The 19,453-nt window shown below is 73.3% G+C and carries 14 protein-coding genes; 9 read left to right on the top strand and 5 right to left on the bottom strand.

The window, feature by feature from the left end:
* The first annotated feature begins 243 nt into the window (after positions 1–243).
* Both ACIP5O_RS08930 and ACIP5O_RS08925 read left to right on the top strand, forming a co-directional pair.
* Complete coding sequence (locus ACIP5O_RS08930) at positions 244–1,911, top strand: sodium:solute symporter family protein (RefSeq protein ID WP_401290343.1); 1,668 nt, start codon at positions 244–246, stop codon at positions 1,909–1,911.
* An 88-nt stretch (positions 1,912–1,999) separates the two neighbouring features.
* Positions 2,000–2,287, top strand: coding sequence for a hypothetical protein (locus ACIP5O_RS08925; RefSeq protein WP_401290340.1), 288 nt, complete (start codon positions 2,000–2,002; stop codon positions 2,285–2,287).
* A gap of 37 nt (positions 2,288–2,324) precedes the next feature.
* Here ACIP5O_RS08925 and ACIP5O_RS08920 read toward each other — a convergent pair whose 3' ends face one another.
* The 4 genes from ACIP5O_RS08920 to ACIP5O_RS08905 form a co-directional block, all read right to left on the bottom strand.
* Entirely contained in the window at positions 2,325–2,939 is a 615-nt protein-coding gene (locus ACIP5O_RS08920; protein ID WP_401290338.1) for a TetR/AcrR family transcriptional regulator, read from the bottom strand.
* Between the two features lie 160 nt (positions 2,940–3,099).
* Complete coding sequence (locus ACIP5O_RS08915; RefSeq protein WP_401290335.1) at positions 3,100–4,695, bottom strand: succinic semialdehyde dehydrogenase; 1,596 nt, start codon at positions 4,693–4,695, stop codon at positions 3,100–3,102.
* A gap of 18 nt (positions 4,696–4,713) precedes the next feature.
* Positions 4,714–5,634, bottom strand: coding sequence for an acetoacetate decarboxylase family protein (locus ACIP5O_RS08910; RefSeq protein ID WP_401290332.1), 921 nt, complete (start codon positions 5,632–5,634; stop codon positions 4,714–4,716).
* A gap of 96 nt (positions 5,635–5,730) precedes the next feature.
* Positions 5,731–6,984: an NADH:flavin oxidoreductase/NADH oxidase family protein gene (locus ACIP5O_RS08905; RefSeq protein ID WP_401290329.1), complete on the bottom strand. Its 1,254-nt coding sequence runs from the start codon at positions 6,982–6,984 to the stop codon at positions 5,731–5,733.
* A 213-nt stretch (positions 6,985–7,197) separates the two neighbouring features.
* Between ACIP5O_RS08905 and ACIP5O_RS08900 the strand changes: the two genes are divergently transcribed.
* The 7 genes from ACIP5O_RS08900 to ACIP5O_RS08870 all read left to right on the top strand — a co-directional run bounded on the left by ACIP5O_RS08900 (position 7,198) and on the right by ACIP5O_RS08870 (position 15,505).
* On the top strand, positions 7,198–8,214 hold the full coding sequence (locus tag ACIP5O_RS08900) for a DUF3533 domain-containing protein (protein ID WP_401290326.1): 1,017 nt from the start codon (positions 7,198–7,200) through the stop codon (positions 8,212–8,214).
* Between the two features lie 14 nt (positions 8,215–8,228).
* On the top strand, positions 8,229–8,942 hold the full coding sequence (locus ACIP5O_RS08895; protein ID WP_401290323.1) for a type 1 glutamine amidotransferase domain-containing protein: 714 nt from the start codon (positions 8,229–8,231) through the stop codon (positions 8,940–8,942).
* 193 nt (positions 8,943–9,135) lie between these two features.
* The gene (locus ACIP5O_RS08890) at positions 9,136–10,104 is read left to right on the top strand and encodes an NAD(P)H-quinone oxidoreductase (RefSeq protein ID WP_401290321.1); all 969 of its coding nucleotides are present in this window, start codon (positions 9,136–9,138) and stop codon (positions 10,102–10,104) included.
* A 213-nt stretch (positions 10,105–10,317) separates the two neighbouring features.
* Positions 10,318–11,289, top strand: a complete 972-nt coding sequence (locus tag ACIP5O_RS08885; RefSeq protein WP_401290319.1) for an alpha/beta hydrolase — start codon at positions 10,318–10,320, stop codon at positions 11,287–11,289.
* A 13-nt stretch (positions 11,290–11,302) separates the two neighbouring features.
* A complete protein-coding gene (locus tag ACIP5O_RS08880; protein ID WP_401290316.1) occupies positions 11,303–11,554 on the top strand; it encodes a hypothetical protein in 252 nt (83 codons plus the stop codon).
* Positions 11,555–11,719: 165 nt separating this feature from the next.
* Positions 11,720–12,928 carry a cytochrome P450 gene (locus ACIP5O_RS08875; RefSeq protein ID WP_401290313.1) on the top strand — a complete coding sequence of 403 codons (1,209 nt, stop codon included), beginning with the start codon at positions 11,720–11,722 and terminating at the stop codon, positions 12,926–12,928.
* 594 nt (positions 12,929–13,522) lie between these two features.
* Positions 13,523–15,505: an amino acid transporter gene (locus ACIP5O_RS08870; protein WP_401290963.1), complete on the top strand. Its 1,983-nt coding sequence runs from the start codon at positions 13,523–13,525 to the stop codon at positions 15,503–15,505.
* 365 nt (positions 15,506–15,870) lie between these two features.
* Here ACIP5O_RS08870 and ACIP5O_RS08865 read toward each other — a convergent pair whose 3' ends face one another.
* On the bottom strand, positions 15,871–18,999 hold the full coding sequence (locus ACIP5O_RS08865; protein WP_401290310.1) for a LuxR C-terminal-related transcriptional regulator: 3,129 nt from the start codon (positions 18,997–18,999) through the stop codon (positions 15,871–15,873).
* Positions 19,000–19,453 lie beyond the last annotated feature (454 nt).

Genomic DNA, 19,453 nt, shown 5'->3' with positions numbered 1-19,453 from the left:
GACTCTCCCGCCACCCGACACGCCGCGACCGCGGCACGATTCACCCGTACTTCGCAGCCGTCGGGCGGACGGATTGGAGAGAGGCGACACGGAAGTTTCCACGTCCCTTGCCATGCCTTTTGTCGGAAACCTCCCCCACGTTCGATCACGATCAATCAAAAATAAGCAAGGAGACCGTTCACTTCTTGTCGTTACGTGCGTAGGTTCGCGCCTGTTCCTTTCGGGCGACGAAGTGAGTACCCCATGCACCTGGCCGCGGAGCTGCGGCTCCCCACCAACTGGCTCGACTACTCGATCCTGGCGATCTACTTCGTCGTGGTCCTGGGCATCGGCTTCGCCGCCCGGGCGAGTGTGAGAACCAGCCTCGACTTCTTCCTCTCGGGCCGCTCGCTGCCGGCCTGGGTCACCGGGCTGGCGTTCGTCGCCGCCAACCTGGGAGCCACGGAGATCCTCGGCATGGCGGCGACCGGGGCCCAGTACGGCGTCGCCGTCGTCCACTGGTACTGGATCGGCGCCATCCCTGCCATGGTCTTCCTGGGCCTGGTGATGATGCCCTTCTACTACGGCTCCAAGGTCCGCTCGGTCCCCGAGTTCCTGCTCCAGCGCTTCGACCGGCCCGCGCACCTGCTGAGTTCGGTCCTCTTCGCCTTCGCCGCCATCCTCATCGCGGGCGTCAACCTCTACGCCCTGTCGATCGTCGTGGAGGCGCTCCTCGGCTGGCCGCAGTGGGTCTCCATCGTCGTCGCCGGGTTCTTCGTCCTGGCGTACATCACGGTCGGCGGCCTTTCCTCGGCGATCTACAACGAGGTCCTGCAGTTCTTCGTGATCCTCGCCGCCCTCATACCGCTCACGATCCTCGGCCTCAAGCGGGTCGGCGGCTGGGACGGCCTGACCTCCTCCCTGGAGAAGAGCCACGGCGCCGACTTCCTGTCCGCCTGGGGCGGCACCGGCATCGGCGACCCCAACCCGCTCGGTGCCAACTGGCTGACCATCGTCCTCGGCCTCGGCTTCGTCCTCTCCTTCGGCTACTGGACCACCAACTTCGCCGAGGTGCAGCGGGCCCTGTCCGCCAAGAACCTGTCGGCGGCCCGGCGCACCCCGCTCATCGCCGCGTTCCCCAAGATCTTCATCGTCTTCGTGGTGATGATCCCCGGCCTGGTCGCCGCCACCCTGGTGCCGAAGATCGGCACGGAGGGCTCCGGCCTCACCTACAACGACGCCATCCCGCTGCTCATGCAGGAGCTGCTGCCCAACGGCGTGCTCGGCATCGCCGTCACCGGCCTGCTCGCCGCCTTCATGGCGGGCATGGCCGCGAACGTGTCGTCGTTCAACACCGTGTTCACCGCCGACATCTGGGCCAAGTACGTGGTGAAGGGCCGTGAGGACGGCTACTACCTGCGCTTCGGACGCCTGGTCACCGCCCTCGGCGTCCTCGCCTCCATCGGCACCGCGTTCCTCGCCGCCAGCTTCTCCAACATCATGGGGTACCTCCAGACCCTGTTCTCCTTCTTCAACGTGCCGATGTTCGTCGTCTTCATCATCGGCATGTTCTGGAAGCGCGCCTCGGTCAAGTCCGGCTTCTGGGGCCTGGTCGCGGGCACGGTGGCCGCGATGGTCAACTACTTCGTCATCTACAAGCAGGGCGTCATCGGCATCCCCACCGACCAGGGCGCCAACTTCGTCTCGGCCATCGTCGGCTTCGTCGCCGGCGCCGTGGTGATGGTCGTCGTCACGCTCTTCACGGCCCCCAAGCCCGAGGCCGAACTGGCCGGGCTGGTGTACGGGACGAGGTCACCCGGCATGGACGAGGCGCCGTCCGAGGGCGACGACGCCTGGTACCGGCGCCCCGTCCTCCTCGGCTGGGGGGCGGTCGCCCTGGCCGCGCTCTGCTACCTGCCGTACTCCTTCTGACGACCTGACGACCTGGCGACTCGAACGACTTGACGACTCGAACGACCCGAACGACCCGAACGACCCGAACGACCGGAGGCAACCCACCATGTCCGAACCGCAGCGCGAAGTCTCCGAAGTGGAGGAGAAGTCCGCCACCGCCGCCCGGCTCTTCGACATCCGGCGCATCATCGGCGGCCTGTTCACCCTCTACGGCGTGATGGTGACCCTCGCGGGCGTCACCGCCGACGACGCCGACCTGGAGAAGGCCGTCGGCGTCAACATCAACCTCTGGACGGGCCTGGGCATGCTCGCCCTCGGCCTCTTCTTCCTCGTCTGGCTGAAGCTCCGGCCGACGGCACCGCCCGCTCCTCCCGCCGACCGTTCGGCCTCCTGACGAGCCGGGCCCGGGGGCCCCGCAGGGTGACGGCGGATCAGGCCGTCGCCCGCGCGGCCGCCGCCGCCCCGGACAGCGCCGGGGACGCGCCGAACAGGGCGTGGACGGCGGAGGTGACCTGGGCGGCGACCACCTCGGGGGTGGAGGAGTCGAGCTTGCCGTCGAGGTGCAGGAAGGCCAGGCCGTGGACGAGCGCCCACACCGTGGTCGACAGGGCGTCCGCGTCCACGTCGGGGAATGTGGCGCGGACGATGCCGCGGACGTACTCGGAGATGGCGGCGGTCGCCGCGACCCGCTCCTCGCTGGTCGGGTCGCAGGGCTCGGCGAACATCGCCCGGAACAGGGCGGGGTGCTCCAGGGCGAACCGCACGTAGGCGACCGCCACCGCGGCGAGTTCGTCAGGCGTCGAGGGCGCGGGATGGGCCTCGGCCAGGTGTCCGGCGAGCTCGCGGTACCCCTCGGCGGCCACGGCGGAGACGAGCGCGTCGCGGTCGGCGTAGTGGCGGTAGGGGGCGGTGGCCGACACCCCGGCGCGCCGGGCGACCGCACGCAGCGAGAGGCCCGCGCTGCCGTCCTCCTCCAGGAGTTCGCGCGCGGCGCGCAGGCAGGCGGCGCGCAGGTCGCCGTGGTGGTACGTGCCGGTCTGGGGCATGGGGCGCACATCCTTCGCGTTCACGGCGTTCACACGTCCTCTCTCATGTGAACGCCGTATACATCGTAAGCGATCGAAAAGGAAGAGGGAACCGGCCCGACCGGCAGCCTGCGCCCGCCGCCGCTCCTCCGCGCGGGCCCGCCGTACGCCCGCCGCCGCCTCAGCGGGCGCCGACCGCCTTCAGGACCTTGAGCGCCCCGGTCAGGAGGGCGGCCCAGGTCTCGAAGCCGACGCCCGACGGCGGGGTGAAGCCCTGGAGGCGCTGGTGGGCGACGGTCTGGGGTTCGGTGTACTTGAGGATGCCGTCGGCGCCGTGGCGGCGGCCGAGCCCGGAGTCGCCCATGCCGCCCATGGGGGCGTCGACGCTTCCCCAGGCGGCGGCGAAGGCCTCGTTGACGTTGACGGTCCCCGCGTGGACGCGGGCGGCGACGGCCCGGCCCCGGGCCCCGTCGCGGGACCAGACGCTGGCGTTGAGGCCGTAGGCCGTGGCGTTGGCCTGCGCGATCGCGTCGTCGACGTCGCGGAAGGAGTACACGGAGACGACGGGGCCGAAGGTCTCGTGGGAGTGCAGCGTCATGTCGGGCGTGACGCCGGTGAGGACGGTCGGCTCGTAGAAGAGGGGGCCGAGGTCGGGGCGCGCCCTGCCGCCGGCCAGGACGGTGGCGCCCTTGGCGACGGCGTCGTCGACGTGCTCGGTGACGGTCTTGAGCTGGGCGGGGGTGGTGAGGCTGCCGACATCGATGCTGTAGTCGTAGGCGGCGCCGAGCTTGAGCCTCTTCGTGCGGGCGACGAAGGCGGCGACGAACCGGTCGCGGATGGACTCGGCCACGTACAGGCGCTCGACGGAGACGCAGAGCTGCCCGGCGGAGGGGAAGCAGGCGGCCACGGCGCCGTCGGCGGCCTTGTCGACGTCGGCGTCGTCCAGGACGATCATCGGGTTCTTGCCGCCGAGTTCGAGGGAGGCGCCGATCAGGCGCTTGCCGGCGTCGCTCGCGATCCGGCGTCCGGTGGCGGTGGAGCCGGTGAACATCATGTAGTCGGCGTTGTCCATCAGCGCGCCGCCGATGGAGCCGCCCCGGCCGATCACCATCTGCCACACGTCCTCGGGCAGCCCGGCCTCGTACATCAGCTCCATCGACCACAGGGCGGTCAGCGCGGTCTGGGTGTCGGGCTTCTGTACGACGGCGTTGCCGGCCATGAGGGCGGCGATGGTGTCACTGGCGGCCATGCTCAGCGGGTAGTTCCACGGCGAGACGACGGTGACCACGCCCTTGGGGTGGCGCAGCTCGGTGGTGTGGGTGAGCAGCGGGATCGCCCCCCTGCGCCGCTTGGGGCCCAGGTACTTGGCGGCGGTGCGCGCGTAGTGGCGCGAGACGATGCCGATGTCGACGACTTCGAGGAAGGCGTCGCGGCGGGTCTTGCCGTTCTCGGCCTGCATCAGGTCCAGGGCCTGGTCCTGACGGGCCAGGACCAGGTCGTGGTAGCGCAGCAGGATCCTCTTGCGCTCCGCGATCGGCGTGGCGGCCCAGACCTTCTGCGCGGTGCGGGCGCGGGCGAACGCGTCCTCGACGTCCCCGGGGGTGGAGACCGGGAGGTCGGCCAGCGGGACGCCGGTGTAGGGGGCGGTGGTGGTGACGCGCGCGGCGTTCGGCGCGGCCGAGACCCGGGCGGTCAGGCGCTGGAGGAAGGACGGGGTGATCGAGGCGGGAAGGGCCGGGCCGCGGGTGGTCGTCGGACCGGCGTGGGTGGTGGCCATGACGGGGCTCCTCTGCTCTTACTTGCCGCGGCTGTGGACCGAGGTGGGGACCGGCATGTGCAGGGCGGCCTGACCCTCGGTCATGACGTCGAACCGGACGGTCCGCTTCGGCTGGAGCGAGCGCAGGTCGTCGGACATGCGGCCCTGTCCGAGCTGGAGGGTGATGCCCTTGGCGCTGCGCGTCGTGCCGGCGTTCAGCACGTTGGTCTGGTTCAGCGTGGAGTGCCAGGCGCCGTCGATCGTCGTGTACGAGGTGAGCGAGCCGACCCGTTCACCGCTCGGGTGGGCCTTCTGGGCCGGCGTGTTCGCCAGGAGCGCCAGGTCGACGCCGCCGGAGTCGTCGGCCACGCGCGCGGTGGTGCGGTGGTGGTCGATGGAGACGTCGAGGTCGGTGACCCACTTGGGGAAGCCGTAGCCGTCGTGGCCCCGGACCTGCGCGATCTCCGAGTTCACCGGCAGGGACAGGACGTAGGAGTGCAGGTGCTCGTTCTTCAGGCCGGAGACGAGGTCGAAGAAGCCGAGCCCGCCGTGCCGGGCCGGCTTGACGGCGATGCCGACGGCGGCCTCGGTGTAGAAGTCGATGTCGCACACGTCGTAGCGGAAGAACATCACCGACACCAGTCCGAGACCCGGCGCGACCTCCAGCGGGGAGAGCTCCTCGGGCAGCCGGGCGCGGATCGCGCGGGACGGCGCGAGCATCGTCAGCCGGGCGGACGACATCGCGTAGTAGAAGTTCGGGGTCAGCGTGGGGCCGATCGGGGAGTCGACCTTGACCTTGGGCAGCTTCCGGAAGAAGTCCACGCCGCTGACGCGCGGGTCGCGGGCGATCGTGTCGAGGTCGGGGTTCATGCGGTACCGGTCGTACAGGCCGCCCTTGGGGACGGTGACTTCGCGGCCTCCGAGGTCGACCTTGACGGTGTCCTGCTGAGTCGTAGACATGGGGAGTTCCTCACTTCGATGTGAGCGGCGTATACATGACGGTAAGGCGCTATGTGTGCGGCGTCAACGCGTCGGGACGGAGGGACGCCGTCCGGGTCACGCCCCTCGGGCCGCGCTTCGGGGCCCGGCCAGCCACGCGCGGTAGCCGCGCAGGGCCTTGCGCTGCCTGCGCTGTTCGGAGAGCAGGGCGATCGCCGGGTGGGTGCCGGGCCTGGGGCTGCTGCCCCGGGCGAGACGGCGCATCTGGTGGCGGACCTGGGCCATGCTCGCGGCGGAGGCGAGGGCCTTGTCGGACCAGGTCACCGGTCGCATCTGCCGGTCGGCCTCGCGGTCCTCGCGCCAGCGGTCGGGCAGGTCGGGGGTGACGGCGAGGGCGGTGCCCATGCCGACGACCGCCACACCGCCGGCGAGGACCTTCTCCGCGGTCGCGCGCCGGGTGATGCCGCCGGTGAGCATCAGGGGGAGCGGGCTGGTGGTGACCAGGTCCTCGGCCAGGTCCAGGAAGTACGCCTCACGGGCCCGGGTGCGGTCGTCGGCGGAGCGGCCGGTCATCGCGGGACTCTCGTAGCTGCCCCCGGAGAGCTCGACCAGGTCGACGCCGAGGGGTTCGAGCATGGCGATGACCTGGCGCGCGTCGTCGGCGTCGAAGCCGCCGCGCTGGAAGTCGGCGGAGTTGAGCTTGACCGCGACCGCGAAGGACGGCGAGACGGCGGCCCGCACGGCGCGGACGATGTCGAGCAGCATCCGGGCCCGGTTCTCCAGGGACCCGCCCCACCGGTCGGTGCGCTTGTTGACCAGGGGGGAGAGGAACTGCGAGAGCAGGTAGCCGTGGGCGGCGTGGACCTCGACGCCGTCGAAGCCGGCCTGTTCGGCGCGGCGCGCGGTCACCGCGTACCGCCCCACGGTCTCCTCGATCTGCCGCGGGGTCATGGCCGTCGGCTTGCCGAAGCGGCTGCTGTGCCTGCCCAGGCTGACGCCGATCTCGGACGGGCCCCACACCACGCCGGGCATGTCGGAGGCCACCTGGCGGCCGGGGTGGTTGATCTGCATCCATATCGCGCCCCCGCCGGACTTGCCGGCCTTCGCCCACTCGGCGAACGGCTCCAGGGGCGCGTGCTCGTCGAGCACGACACCGGCGGGCCCGGTCAGCGCCTCGGCGTGGACCATGACGTTGCCGGTGATCAGCAGTCCGGTGCCGCCGGTGGCCCAGCGCCGGTACAGCGTGAACAACTGCTCGTCGGGGAGCTGGCCGTCGCCGGCCATGTTCTCCTCCATGGCCGCCTTCGCGATCCGGTTGTTCAGCACCTGCCCGGAGCGCAGGGGCAGCGGTGAGAACAGCTCGCTGGTCATGTGGGATCTCTCTTCCGTCTCGATCGCCTGCGATGTGTGCACCACTCACATTAGCGCCTCGATGTAATCGCCGTAAACATTCAAGGCTGTGGGGTACGTCGCAACCGCGTGGTGCGTGTCCGACGCGGTGTGTCCGGGCGTGCCCGGGCGTGTCGACAGCCGTTCGGGTGCCCTCCGGCTGCGTGGGCTCCCGGTCCCCGGGAGCGTGGGGGTATGAGACAGAGCGCCTTGTCCGAGGTGAAGGACGCCGTCACTCCGCGGGCCACGCTGCTGGTGATCGGGGTGATCGTCCTGCAGTTGTTGTTCATCGCCTCCTACGTGGGAGCCCTTCACGAGCCCAGGCTGAAGGACGTGTCCTTCGGGGTGGTGGCGCCGCGGGCGGTGGCGGGGCAGACGGTGGCCCGCCTGGACGGGCTGCCCGGCTCGCCGCTGGACCCCCGGGCGCTGCCCGACGAGCGGACGGCCCGGGAGCGGATCGCCGATCGGGACCTCTACGGGGCGCTCGTGGTCGACCCGGCCGGCACCACCGACACGCTCCTGGTGGCCTCCGGCGGCGGCAAGGCCCTGTCCTTGGCCCTGGGAACGCTGATCACCGCCGTGGACAAGAGCCAGGGGCGGACCGTCCGCACGGTCGACGTGGCCCCGGCCTCGCCGCACGACTTCAACGGCCTGTCCTCGTTCTACCTGGTCATCGGCTGGTGCGTGGGCGCCTACCTGTGCGCGTCGATCCTGGCGATCAGCGCCGGCGCCCGGCCGGCCAACCCGATCCGCGCGGCCACCCGCCTGGGCACGATGACCCTGGTCGCGCTGGCCGGCGGGCTGGGCGGCGCGGTCATCGTGGGGCCGGTCCTGGACGCCCTGCCCGGCAGCGTCTGGGCGCTGTGGGGGCTCGGCGCCCTGCTCATCTTCGCCGTCGGCGCCGCCACCCTCGCCCTCCAGGGCCTCTTCGGCGTCATCGGGATCGGCCTGGCGATCCTGCTGGTGGTGATCGCGGGCAACCCGAGCGCGGGCGGTGCTTTCCCCGCCCCGATGCTCCCACCCTTCTGGCAGGCCATCGGCCCGGCCCTGCCGCCGGGCGCGGGCACCTGGGCGGCCCGCTCGATCTCGTACTTCCACGGCAACGACATGACCTCCTCGCTGCTCGTCCTGTCGGCCTGGGCGGTCGTCGGCGTCCTGATCACCCTGTTCGCGGCGGTGCTCCGGCAGCGCCGCATCGCGGAGGCGGGCTGATGGGGAGGCCCGCTGTGACCAGGGTGCTGTTCGTCGTGTCCGCGGCCGATCGGTGGACCTTGCGGGACGGGGAGGTGCATCCGTCGGGGTTCTGGGGCGAGGAACTGGCGGTGCCGCACGAGGTCTTCACCGAGGCGGGATGGGAGACCGTGATCGCGACGCCGGGCGGGAAGGTCCCGACCCTCGACCGGCTGAGCATGTCGAAGACGGCCGGGTGGCCGTCGAAGCTGCGGAAGGTGGCCGCGTACCTGAATTCGATCCAGGGCGAGTTGAACGGTCCCCGCCCGCTGGACGCGATCGATCCGGACGACTTCGACGTGGTGTTCTACCCGGGCGGGCACGGACCGATGGAGGACCTGGCGGTCGACCCGGTCTCGGGCGCGCTGCTGACGCGGGTGCTCGCTTCGGGCAAGCCGCTGGCGCTGCTGTGCCACGCTCCGGCGGCGGCGTTCGCGGCGAAGAACCCGGACGGGTCGTGGCCGTTCGCCGGATACCGGATGACGGGCCTCTCGAACCTGGAGGAGAAGTTCAACAGCTTCGGCCGCAAGGCGATCTGGCTCCTCGAGGACCGGCTGCGGGAGAGCGGGGCGGAGTACTCCAAGGCCCGGTTGCCGCTGCGGCCGTACGTGGTGGTCGACCGCAACCTGTACACGGGACAGAACCCGCCGTCCTCCGAACGCCTCGCCGAACGTGTCGTCGCCGACGTCGAGGCGGCGAGGGCCCGCTAGAGCCTGTCCCGAGCGCCTCCGGTCTCCCGTCCGGCGGAGGAGCGGACGCCTCCCCGTGCCCCCAATGTTGACGTTGCACACTTCAAGTCGTAACGTAAGTGATGTAAGTGATGTAAACATTCTGGCTCGCCGGGTCCCGCTCCTCAGCGCCCCGTAGGAGCCCTTCATCGCATTTTTCAGGAACGGAGCTGTCGTGAAGGCTGTGACGATCAGGGAGCACGGTGGTCCCGAGGTCCTGGAGTGGATCGAGGTCGAAGACCCGACGCCCGCCGCCGGCGAGGTCGTCGTCGACGTGGCGGCCGGCGCTCTGAACCGTGCGGACGTCATGCAGCGCATGGGGCTCTACCCCCTGCAGCCCGACTGGTCGCCGTACCCGGGCCTGGAGGTCTCCGGCCGCATCGCCGCCGTCGGCGAGGGCGTCACCGGATGGCGGGTGGGCGACGAGGTCTGCGCCCTGTTGACGGGCGGCGGTTACGCGCAGAAGGTCGCCGTCCCCGCCGGACAGCTCCTCACGATCCCCGGGGGAGTCGGCCTGGTGGAGGCCGCGGGCCTTCCCGAGGTCACCGCCACGGTCTGGTCCAACCTCGTCATGACGGCCGGTCTGAAGGCGGGGGAGACCCTCCTCGTGCACGGCGGGCTCGGGGGCGTGGGCTCCATGGCGATCCAGGTCGCCAAGGCCCTGGGCGCCCGCGTCGTCACCACGGTCGGCGGCCCGGAGAAGGTCGCGCGGGCGCGGGAGCTGGGCGCCGACGCGGCGATCGACCACCGCGCCGAGGACTTCACCGAGCACGGCCCCTACGACGTGATCCTCGACGTCGTCGGCGGCGACTACCTGGAGCGCAACGTCCGTTCCCTGGCGGCCGACGGACGGCTGGTCGTCATCGGCCTGCAGAACGGTCTGGAGGGGAAGCTCAACCTCGCCGAGATCGTGTTCAAGCGGGCCTCCGTGCACGGCACCACCCTGCGGACCCGCTCCAAGGAGGACAAGGCCGAGATCGTGGCCCAGGTCCAGGAGAACGTCTGGCCCATGATCGAGGACGGCACCGTGAAGCCGCTCGTCGACCGGACCGTCCCCATGGCCGACGCCGCCGAGGGCCACCGCCTCATGGAAGCCGGCGGCCACCTCGGCAAGATCCTCCTCGTGAACGACGAAAGCGCGTGACACCGGGCCCCTGAAGGCCTTCGCCGTGCGGGCCGGAGAGGGACCGGCCCGTCGGCTCCTCGACGCGCCGGACCTCGCGGCCGGGTTGCGACGGACCGGTCGGACACAAACGATGGAATCGGGCGCCACCGCGCCCGGGCAGGCAGACGCGACAGCCGCGGCCCGCGAGGCCGTGTGAACAGGGCACCCGCGTGCCCGTGACATGGAGCGGACATGACCGATCTTCCTCCTCCGATCACCCCCTACCTGGAACCGGCCGCGAAGGAGCTGTGCGAGGCGACGGATCCGCACCCGCGGATCTACGAGGTCCCCCCGGAGAAGGGCCGCGACATCCTGCTCGGCCTGCAGAGCGACGAGAGCGTGCCCCGCCCCGAGGTCGACGAGGAGTGGGTCGAGGTGGACGCGGGCGAGTGGGGCACGGTCCGCACCCGCATCATCCGGCCCGCCGGGTCCACCGGGCCGCTGCCGGTGGTCTTCTACATCCACGGCGCCGGCTGGGTCTTCGGCGACGAGAAGACGCACGACCGGCTCTTCCGCGAACTCACGGTCGGCGCCGGGGCGGCGGGCGTCTTCCCCGTCTACGACCGCGCGCCCGAGGCGAAGTACCCCACCCAGGTCGAGCAGAACTACGCCGTGGGGCAGTGGGTCCTGGAACACGGCGCCGAGCACGGCCTGGACACCTCACGGATCGCCGTCACCGGCGAGTCCGTCGGCGGCTGCATGTCGGCGGTGTTCGCGCTGATGAACAAGGAACGCGGCGGGATCGACCTCAAGGCCCAGGTCCTGCTCTACCCGGTGACCAATGCCGACTTCGACACCCCCTCCTACCTCCAGTTCGCCGAGGGCTACTACCTCACCCGCGACGGCATGAAGTGGTTCTGGGACCACTACTCCGAGCCGGAACAGCGCACCGAGGTGTACGCCTCCCCGCTCCGGGCCTCCCTGGACCGGCTCAAGGGCCTGCCCACCACCCTGGTCGTCACCGACGAGGCCGACGTCCTGCGCGACGAGGGCGAGCAGTACGCCAACAAGCTGCGCGAGGCGGGTGTGGACGTGACCTCCGTCCGCGTGGCGGGCATGGTCCACGACTTCCTCCTCCTGGACAGCCTGCGCGACACCCGCGCCGCCCACGTCGCCCGCAGGCTCGCCGTCGACGCCCTGCGCACGGCCCTCCACGACGGCTGACATCCCCCCGGCCGTGTGGGACTCTCTCGGCACGCGCCTGACAGCCGACGGAGTCACGCCGATCTCGCGGTCGGTCCTGGTGAAGGACCTGGAGACCGACGACGGTCACGCCTTCGAGTCGGCGAGCCCGCTCTTCCTGGCCGCCGGTGATCGCATCGCCTTCGCGGACGGCGGGCTCGTCGTCGTCCGGGCCGACGGAGCGCGGCTGACGCCGGCCGGCGGCTGGGCCACTCGTCGCGGCCCGGGATCTCCGCGCCGCCGGTAGGAGCGGCCGTCGTCCGGCGCGCCTGGGCGGGTACGCGGTTCTGCGGGCGCCCCCGGGACGGGAACGTCCCGTCGTGCCCAGCTCCCCTCGGTGGACAGCGGCGGACGGAGCGCGATCCGCACTCGGGGGCTCGTTTCCGGCCACGGGGGGCGTTACCTTGCCGGGATGCAGGAGTGGGAGCGTTGGGAGCGGCGGGTGCAGACGGCCGCGCACCCCGCGGTGTACCGGCTGGTGCGGCTGATCGCCGCCCGTGGCCCGGTCGTGCGGGTGCCGCGGGTGGGGGTGCTGGTCAGCGACGCCGGCCTCGCCCGGGAGGTGCTGACGGACACCGAGGGCTACACGAAGACGGGGCCCGGCGCGGCGGCCGGGCTGTGGAGTCCGGTGCTCGGCTCGCGGACGCTGATCACCCTGGAGGGCGCCGAACACGCGGCGCTGCGCAGGAGGCTCGGCGGGCTCTTCACGCCGGGACGCGTGACGGCCGTCTGCGAACGGGTGCTGCGCGCCCCGCTCGAAGACCTGGAACGACGGCTGTCGGCGGGCGAGGAGGTGGATCTGGTCCGGGTGGTCCGGGACGGGGCCGCCGAAGTGATCCGCGAACTGGTCGGGCTCCCGGCGGGCGGGAGCGACTTCGCCGAGGCCGCCGCGGTGGTGTCGTCCGTACGTCTGTGGCGGACGACGCTGACCGGACGCCAGGCGGAACGCGCCAGGACGGCGCTGACCCGGCTGAGCGAGGCGGCGGTGGCCGCCTACCGGGCCGGTGACGAGTCCACCGTGCCGGGACGCCTGCGCGCACTGGGCCTTGACGAGGCCGAGGCGCGCGGCGCGGTCGGGCTGTTCCTGCTGACCGGCACCGAGACGCTGGTCTCCTTCGTCCCCCGGCTGGTCGCCCTGGCCCACGACACGGGCCGGGGGCCGGACGGGATCACCGACGCCCTGGTGGAGGAGGCGCTGAGGGTGACGTCGCCGACTCCGGTGATGCTGCGCAGCGCGGCCCGGCCGGGGCGCGTCGGGGGCGTCCGGGTGGAGGCGGGGGAGCGGGTGGTGATCGCCACGCTGCTGTGCACCGGCGCGTACGGCCCGTTCTCGCCGGACCGGGATCCCGCCGAGACCGCCGGCCTGCGCCGGCTGTGGTTCGGGGCGGGCCCGCACTTCTGCCTGGGGATGCCGCTGGCCATGGCGGAGATACGCGCGGTGACCGGGGTCCTGCGGAACTTCCCGGACCTGGTGATCACGGACCGCCGCCCGGCGCGAGGGGTACTGATCCCCGCCTACGCGCGGCTGTCGCTGCGCGCGACGGGCCGCGGCGCGGGCCCGCCCCGCGACGGGGCCCGGACGGCCGCCGGACCCGGCGCCGAGGAGCGGGTCCGGCGTTAAGAAAACGACAGGGATTCTTCCGGCGCGGGGCGTGGAGACGGAGTCGCGAGAGCCCTTCGGCACGGCTGGTTCCCGGGGTTCCGGACGTGGCGTGCGGCGCCTCGCGCACGCACCCGCAGGGGTCGGCACGTGCCCGATCGCGCCGAGGAACGCCTCCGGTTCCGCGGCGCTGCCGGGGCCGGAGAGAGGCTGTTCACCACCGCGGTCGCGACCGGCCAGCTCGGGAACGCGTCACTCCGCGCCGACCCAACACCGCTGGTAGAGCGGCACATTGGGCGGACGGGGCGGGGTGGCGTCCCCACGGGGGTCCTCGCCACGGGCCGCGGACCGTCGTCGACACGGCCGTCCGGGCGGGCCCCGCGGGGCCGGTCGCCACGTGCCGTTCCACGGCGTGGCGCGGGTCTTCCGCCGAGGCCCCGTCGATCTTCCCGACAGGACTGCCGACCGCTCCCCGGGGTAGCCGGAGGGACGCGGTCGGCGCGTTTCACGAGGGTCCGGGGCGGTGCCGGCGGGCCGCATACTCGGTGATCGCGTCGCCGCGCGTGCGGCGGCGACCGGGCCCGCGGGCAGGAGCGAGGAAAGTCGATGGGAGTCATGAAGGACGTGAGCGGGCCGACCGTGCCCGAGGTGGTGGACAGCCCCGCGCTGCGACCGGAGCCGACCGGGCGCCTGGCGCGGTGGATGCTGCGCCACCAGGTGCAGCCCGTGGGACCGGCGGCGGGGGAGGGACACGGCGAGCCGCACGCCTGGTGGAAGGTGATGTGCCTGACCGGGGTCGACTACTTCTCCAGCCTCGCCTACGTACCGGCCATCGCCGCCCTCGCCGCGGGGGCGGTCTCGCCCCTGGCGACCCTGCTGATCGTGGCGCTGACGCTGCTGGGCATGCTGCCGATGTACCGGCGGGTGGCCAAGGAGAGTCCGCACGGCGCCGGGTCCGTGGCGATGCTGGAGGACCTGCTGCCGTTCTGGCGGGGCAAGCTGTTCGTCCTGGTCCTGCTCGGCTTCGTGGCCACCTCGTGGATCATCACGATCACCCTGTCGACCGCGGACGCCTCCGTCCACGTCGTGGAGAATCCCTTCTTCCCCGAGGCCCTGCACGGCCACGAGGTCGCCCTCACCGTGGCGCTGCTGCTGGTCCTCGGCGGAGTGTTCCTGCTCGGCTTCAGCGAGGCCGTCAGCGTCGCCATCCCCCTGGTCGCCGTCTTCCTGGTGCTGAACGCGGTCGTCATCGCGGTCGGCCTGGCGCACGTGTTCACCACGCCCGGCGCCCTCTCGGCCTGGACGGACGCGCTCGTCGGGGGCGGAACCGGCTTCGGCGACCTGATGGGTCCGGCGCTGCTGGCCTTCCCCCTGCTGGTCCTGGGCCTGTCCGGCTTCGAGACCGGGGTCAGCATGATGCCCCTGGTCTCCGCCGCCGGCGCCGACGACGAGGAGCGGCTGCGCGCCCGCATCCGCAACACCCGTCTGCTGCTGACCACCGCCGCGCTCGTCATGAGCGTCTACCTGCTGGCCTCCAGCTTCGTCACCACCGTCCTCATCCCCCACGAGGAGTTCGAGCCCGGCGGCGCGGCGAACGGCCGTGCCCTGGCCTGGCTCGCGCACGAGCACGTGGGGGAGGCGTTCGGCACCGTCTACGACATCAGCACCATCCTCATCCTGTGGTTCGCCGGTGCCTCGGCCATGGCCGGACTGATCAACATCGTCCCCCGCTACCTCCCCGGCTACGGCATGGCACCCGAATGGGGGCGCGCGGTACGTCCCGTGGTGCTCGTCTACACCGCCCTGTGCGTCCTCATCACCATCGCCTTCGACGCCGACGTCGACGCCCAGGCCGGCGCGTACGCCACCGGCATCCTGGCCATGATGGTCTCCGGCGCCTTCGCCGTCACCGTCTCCGTGGCCCGCTCCGGCCGCCGGGCGGTCGCCGCCGGTTTCGCGCTCCTCACCCTGGTCCTGCTGTACGCGCTGGTCTACAACATCGTCGACAAGCCCGACGGCATCACCATCTCCGGCTTCTTCATCGCCGGCATCGTCGCCGTCTCGCTGATCTCCCGCGTCTCGCGCACCACCGAGCTGCGCGCCGACCGCCTCGTCTTCGACGACGCCGCCCGCCGGTTCCTCACCGACACCCTGGCCCACGACGACGCCATCAACATCATCGCCAACCGCCGCCGGGCCGGCGACGGCGCCGAGTACCGCGACAAGGAACGCGAACAGCGCGGCACCAACCCGGTCCCGGGCCGCGCCGACGTCCTGTTCCTGGAGATCGACGTGGTCGACCCCTCCGACTTCAGCGAGGTCCTCACCGTCCACGGCGTCGAGGTGGACGGGCACCGGATCCTGCGCGCCCAGGCCCCGGCGGCCCCCAACGCCATCGCCGCGATCCTCCTCGCCCTGCGCGACACCACCGGAGTCAAGCCCCACTGCTACTTCGCCTGGGCCGAGGGAAGCCCGCTGAAGCACATGTTCCGCTACTTCCTCCTGGGGCGCGGCGACACCGCCCCCGTCACCCGCGAGATCATCCGCCGACACGAACCCGATCCCGACCGCCGCCCCGGCATCCACGTCGGCGGCTGACCCCGCCGTGCGGACGGGAGCCGGCCGGAACAGAAGCGGCCGTCACGAACGAGGAGGCGTCGGTGCCGGACGAGGGATCGTCGCCGCCCGGGCGGCGGACGTGGTGGGCGACACCGACCGCTGCGTCGAGGCGGTCGCCCCGCTCGCCCCGGACCCGGCCGTCCAGGACGCCGCCGCCGACAGGGTCACCGACGCGCTCATGACGCACATCGACCTGTCGCCCCTGCCGTCCGACGCCGCCCCCGACGAACGGCCGCACCTGGATCGTCCGGGCGCCGGTGAAGTCCCTGGCCGCGGGAGCGCCCGCCGGGGCCCCGCCGCCGGAGCCTGCCACCCCTGCGTCGGCATGGCCCGAAGGACAGGTCCTAGCTCCGGCGCGGCTCCGTCCCGCCGTCCCCCCATCCCACCAGGGCGATGTCGGTCCTGGACGCGGCGTTCAGCTTCCGCATGATGCGCGCCACGTGGTGCTCCACGGTCCGGGTGGAGAGGACCAGGCTCTCGGCGATGTCCCGGTTGGCACGGCCCTGGACGACCAGCCGGGCCACCTCCTGCTCGCGCGGGGACAGCTGGTCGCCGTAGCCGAGACGGCCGCGGCGGTGGGTGGTGACGATGTCGTGGCGGCGCAGCAGCCGCCGGCAGCGGGCCACGTCCCAGCGGGCGTCGAGGCGCCGGTAGACCTCGACCACCTCCCGGACCTCGTCGGCCGCCGCCTCCCCCCGCAGACCGAGGAGGCAGCGCCCGCGGGCCTCCGCCGCCCGGGCCGCGTCGAAGGGGCGGCCGAGCAGCCGCCACCGCGCCTCCGCGTCGGCCAGCAGCCCGACGGCCTCGTCCGGCCGGTCCCCGGCCTCGGCGAGCAGCGCCCGGCACACGGTCAGGGCGGCGCGGGCGGCGGGCGCGTCGCCGTCGGCGGTCCCGGCGGCGAAGTCGGCGACGATCCGGTGGGCCCGCGCGGTCTGTCCGCTGCCGTGCAGGGCCTCCACGGCGACGGGCAGCACCTCCCCGGCCCACACCCAGCCGCCGGTCCGTTCGAGCCGGTGCAGCACCTCCTCCACGGCCTCGCACGCCCGCCCGGGCCGTCCCGCCTCCAGATGGACGCGGGCCGCCGCGGCGGCGGAGGCGGTGAGGATGAGACCGGTGTCGTAACGGGTGGTACGGGCTGCCTCCGCCAGGTCGTGGCGGGCCCGGGGGACGTCGCCGAGCACGTGCAGCGCGGTCAGCCCGCGGACCAGCATGGCCTCGGAGGTCAGGTCGGGTATCTCCTGGTAGAGCCGGGCGGTGCGGTCGGCGGCCTCGTGCAGACCCTGCCAGCGGCCCTCGTGCCAGGCGAGCACGAGCCGGGCGGTCTGGATCAGCCCCTCCAGATAGGGGCTGCTGGACTCGGCGAGCCCGTCGGCGGCCCGGTCGAGGAACTCCCGGGCCCGCGCGCCGTACCCGAGGGCGCTGGAGGCGTGCGCCAGGTTGGTCCAGCCCCGGGCGTGGTGCGCGCTCTCCATCGCGGACCCGGCCGGGCCGCGCAGCGCCTCGGCCGCGGTCCAGGCGCGCGGATCGCCGAGCAGCATCAGGGCGGTGGCGCGGTTGGCGGCGACGGCGGCCCGGGCGACCGGGTCGACGACCCGGTCGGCGAGCGCCTCGCCGCGCTCCAGCCACTCCCGGTGGCGGTCGACGTGCCAGCCCTTGATGGAGGGGATGGCGGCGACGGCCATGGCGCGGGCGGCGGTCTGCGGGTCGGACGCCTCCAGGTCGGGGACGGCGCGGGCGACCTCGTTGAGGCTGTCGAGCGCCCCTCCGCTCTGGTTGCGCAGGACGACGCTCAGGTGCAGCCGGATCTCGCCGCGCAGCCGGGGCGGCGGGTCGTCCTCGTCGAGGACCCGGCGCACCGCGGCCACCACCGGCTCGCCGGCGCGGGCCAGTTGCGCGGTGCGGGCCAGCTTCGCGGCGGTACGGATCCGGCCGCCGGCGCGCGGGTCCTCGGCGACGGCCCGGGTGTAGAGGCTGGTGGCGGTGGCGTAGTCGCCGGCGGCGGCCGCCCGGTCGGCGGCCGTGACGAGACAGCGCAGGCCCTCGCGCACCCGTCCGGCCGCCCGGTACAGCCGGGCGAGGTCGGCCAGCGGCGGCGGTCCTTCGCCGCCGCGGCGCAGGGCCCGGGCGGCGCGCAGGCTCAGCCGGGCGAGCAGCGGTCCGGAGAGGCGTGCCAGCGCGGCCCGGCGGTCCAGCGGGTGCCGGAAGGCGGGGCACGGCCCGTCGGCCCGCAGCACGGACCGGCGTACGCACGCGTCCACGGCCGCCCCGGCCCGCTCGGGCGCGAGGTCCGCCACCTCGGCGAGTATGCCGACGGGTACCGCGAGGCCGAGGACGGCCGCCGCCTCGACGATCCGCCGCGCGTCCCCGTCGAGCGGCGCACACCGCCGGGCCAGCTCCCGCCGCACCCGGGCAGGCACCCCGACCTCCCGCACGGCGGCACACACCGCCCCCACCGTCCGGCCGACCGACCCCACCGCCCCGTCGGCCCCGTCCGCCCGCCTGCCCGGCGCCTGTTCGGCCCCGCCCGCTCCGGCACCCGCCACCCGGCCGCCCCGCCCCGTCCACGACCCCGCAGGCCCGTCCGCCCCGCCCCTCCGGTAAGGGCCGTCCTCCCCGTGGTCCCGCAGCAGTTCCCCGGCGCCCCGCAGCAGTTCCCCGGCGGCGCCGGGCAGACCGCCGGTCAGTTCGTGCACGAGGGCGGTGAGTTCCTCCCGCTCGTCCGCCCGCCCCGGGCGGTGCGCGTCGAGCCACCGCCGTACGTACTCGCCCGTCTCCCCGGGCGTCCAGGGCCGGACGTCGATCTCCTCGACCCGCACCCCGTCCGGGACGCGGACGCCGAGGACCGGCAGCCCGGCCGCCGCGTCCTCGGTGACGACGAGCCGCAGACCGGCAGGTGGCGCACCCGTCAGGTGGTCGAGGAGCGCGAGGGTCGCGGAGTCCGCGAGGTGGACGTCCTCCACGACCAGCACGGCGTCCCCGACCGCCGCGAGGAGCGCCCCGATCGCGCGCGGCAGCAGCCCGCGCCGCACCTCCGGGTCGTCCGCCGCGGCGGGCGGGGGCGGCAGCCGGTCGGCCAGTTCCGGTACGAGGAGGCCGACGGCCCCGGTCACCGCCGGCAGCGCCCGGCCGGGGAGGCCGGGCCGGTGCGGCAGTCCGGCCAGCGCGTCGGCGACCGGCCCGAGCGGCACCGCGTCCACCGCGTCGGGGCACGTCCCGCGCAGCTGCGTCCACTCCGCGAACTCCGCCCCGCCGAGCACCTCGTCCACCAGCCGGGACGTCCCCGTGCCCGCCCCTCCCCGTACGACGGTGAGGCCCGGTCCCTCCCGCAGCGCCCGCCGCAGCCGCCGCGCCTCCTCGGCCCGCCCGACGAACCCGCCCCCGTCGGCCGTCTCCCCGCCGTGTCCCGCACCGGGAGATCCCGTACGGGAAGACCCCGTGCCGCAGGACCCCGTACCGAAGGAACGTCTCTCCACGGCTCCGCCTCTCGCCGACCACTCGCCCGGAAGACCTCCCGTACGACCGGGGCCGCCCGTTGGGCAGGTGGTCTACCCTCCGGACGGCCGACGTCGCAATAGGGGTTCACCACCTACGGAATGCGGGCGGCCCCGCCCGCCCGCCCGCTCCCGCTCTTTGGGTAGCGCTACGGATTGCTGGACTCCCCCCGCCCGGCCGAAGCTCTGGGCGGTCCGGCGACGCCGTTCCGTACCCCGCGGTCCCCAGCCGGCGGAGGTACGGGGACGGCCGCACCCCACGCGGTCGTCCGGCGTGGCCGGACCCGTGTCGCACGGGGTCGACTCCGTGCGACGCACCGCCCCACACCCCACCGCCGTGGGCGCCGACACCCGAAGGCGCCCGCACGGCCGCCCCGCCCGGGTGCTTGTCATGATCCCGACAGGATCGTGTCCCGGCGGACCGGCGGCCGACCTC

The sequence above is a fragment of the Streptomyces sp. NPDC088915 genome, assembly GCF_044749825.1.
In the GTDB taxonomy this organism is placed as follows: Bacteria; Actinomycetota; Actinomycetes; order Streptomycetales; family Streptomycetaceae; genus Streptomyces.
Note: the sequence above shows the minus strand (reverse complement) of the source record. Positions and strands in the feature narration are given on the sequence as shown.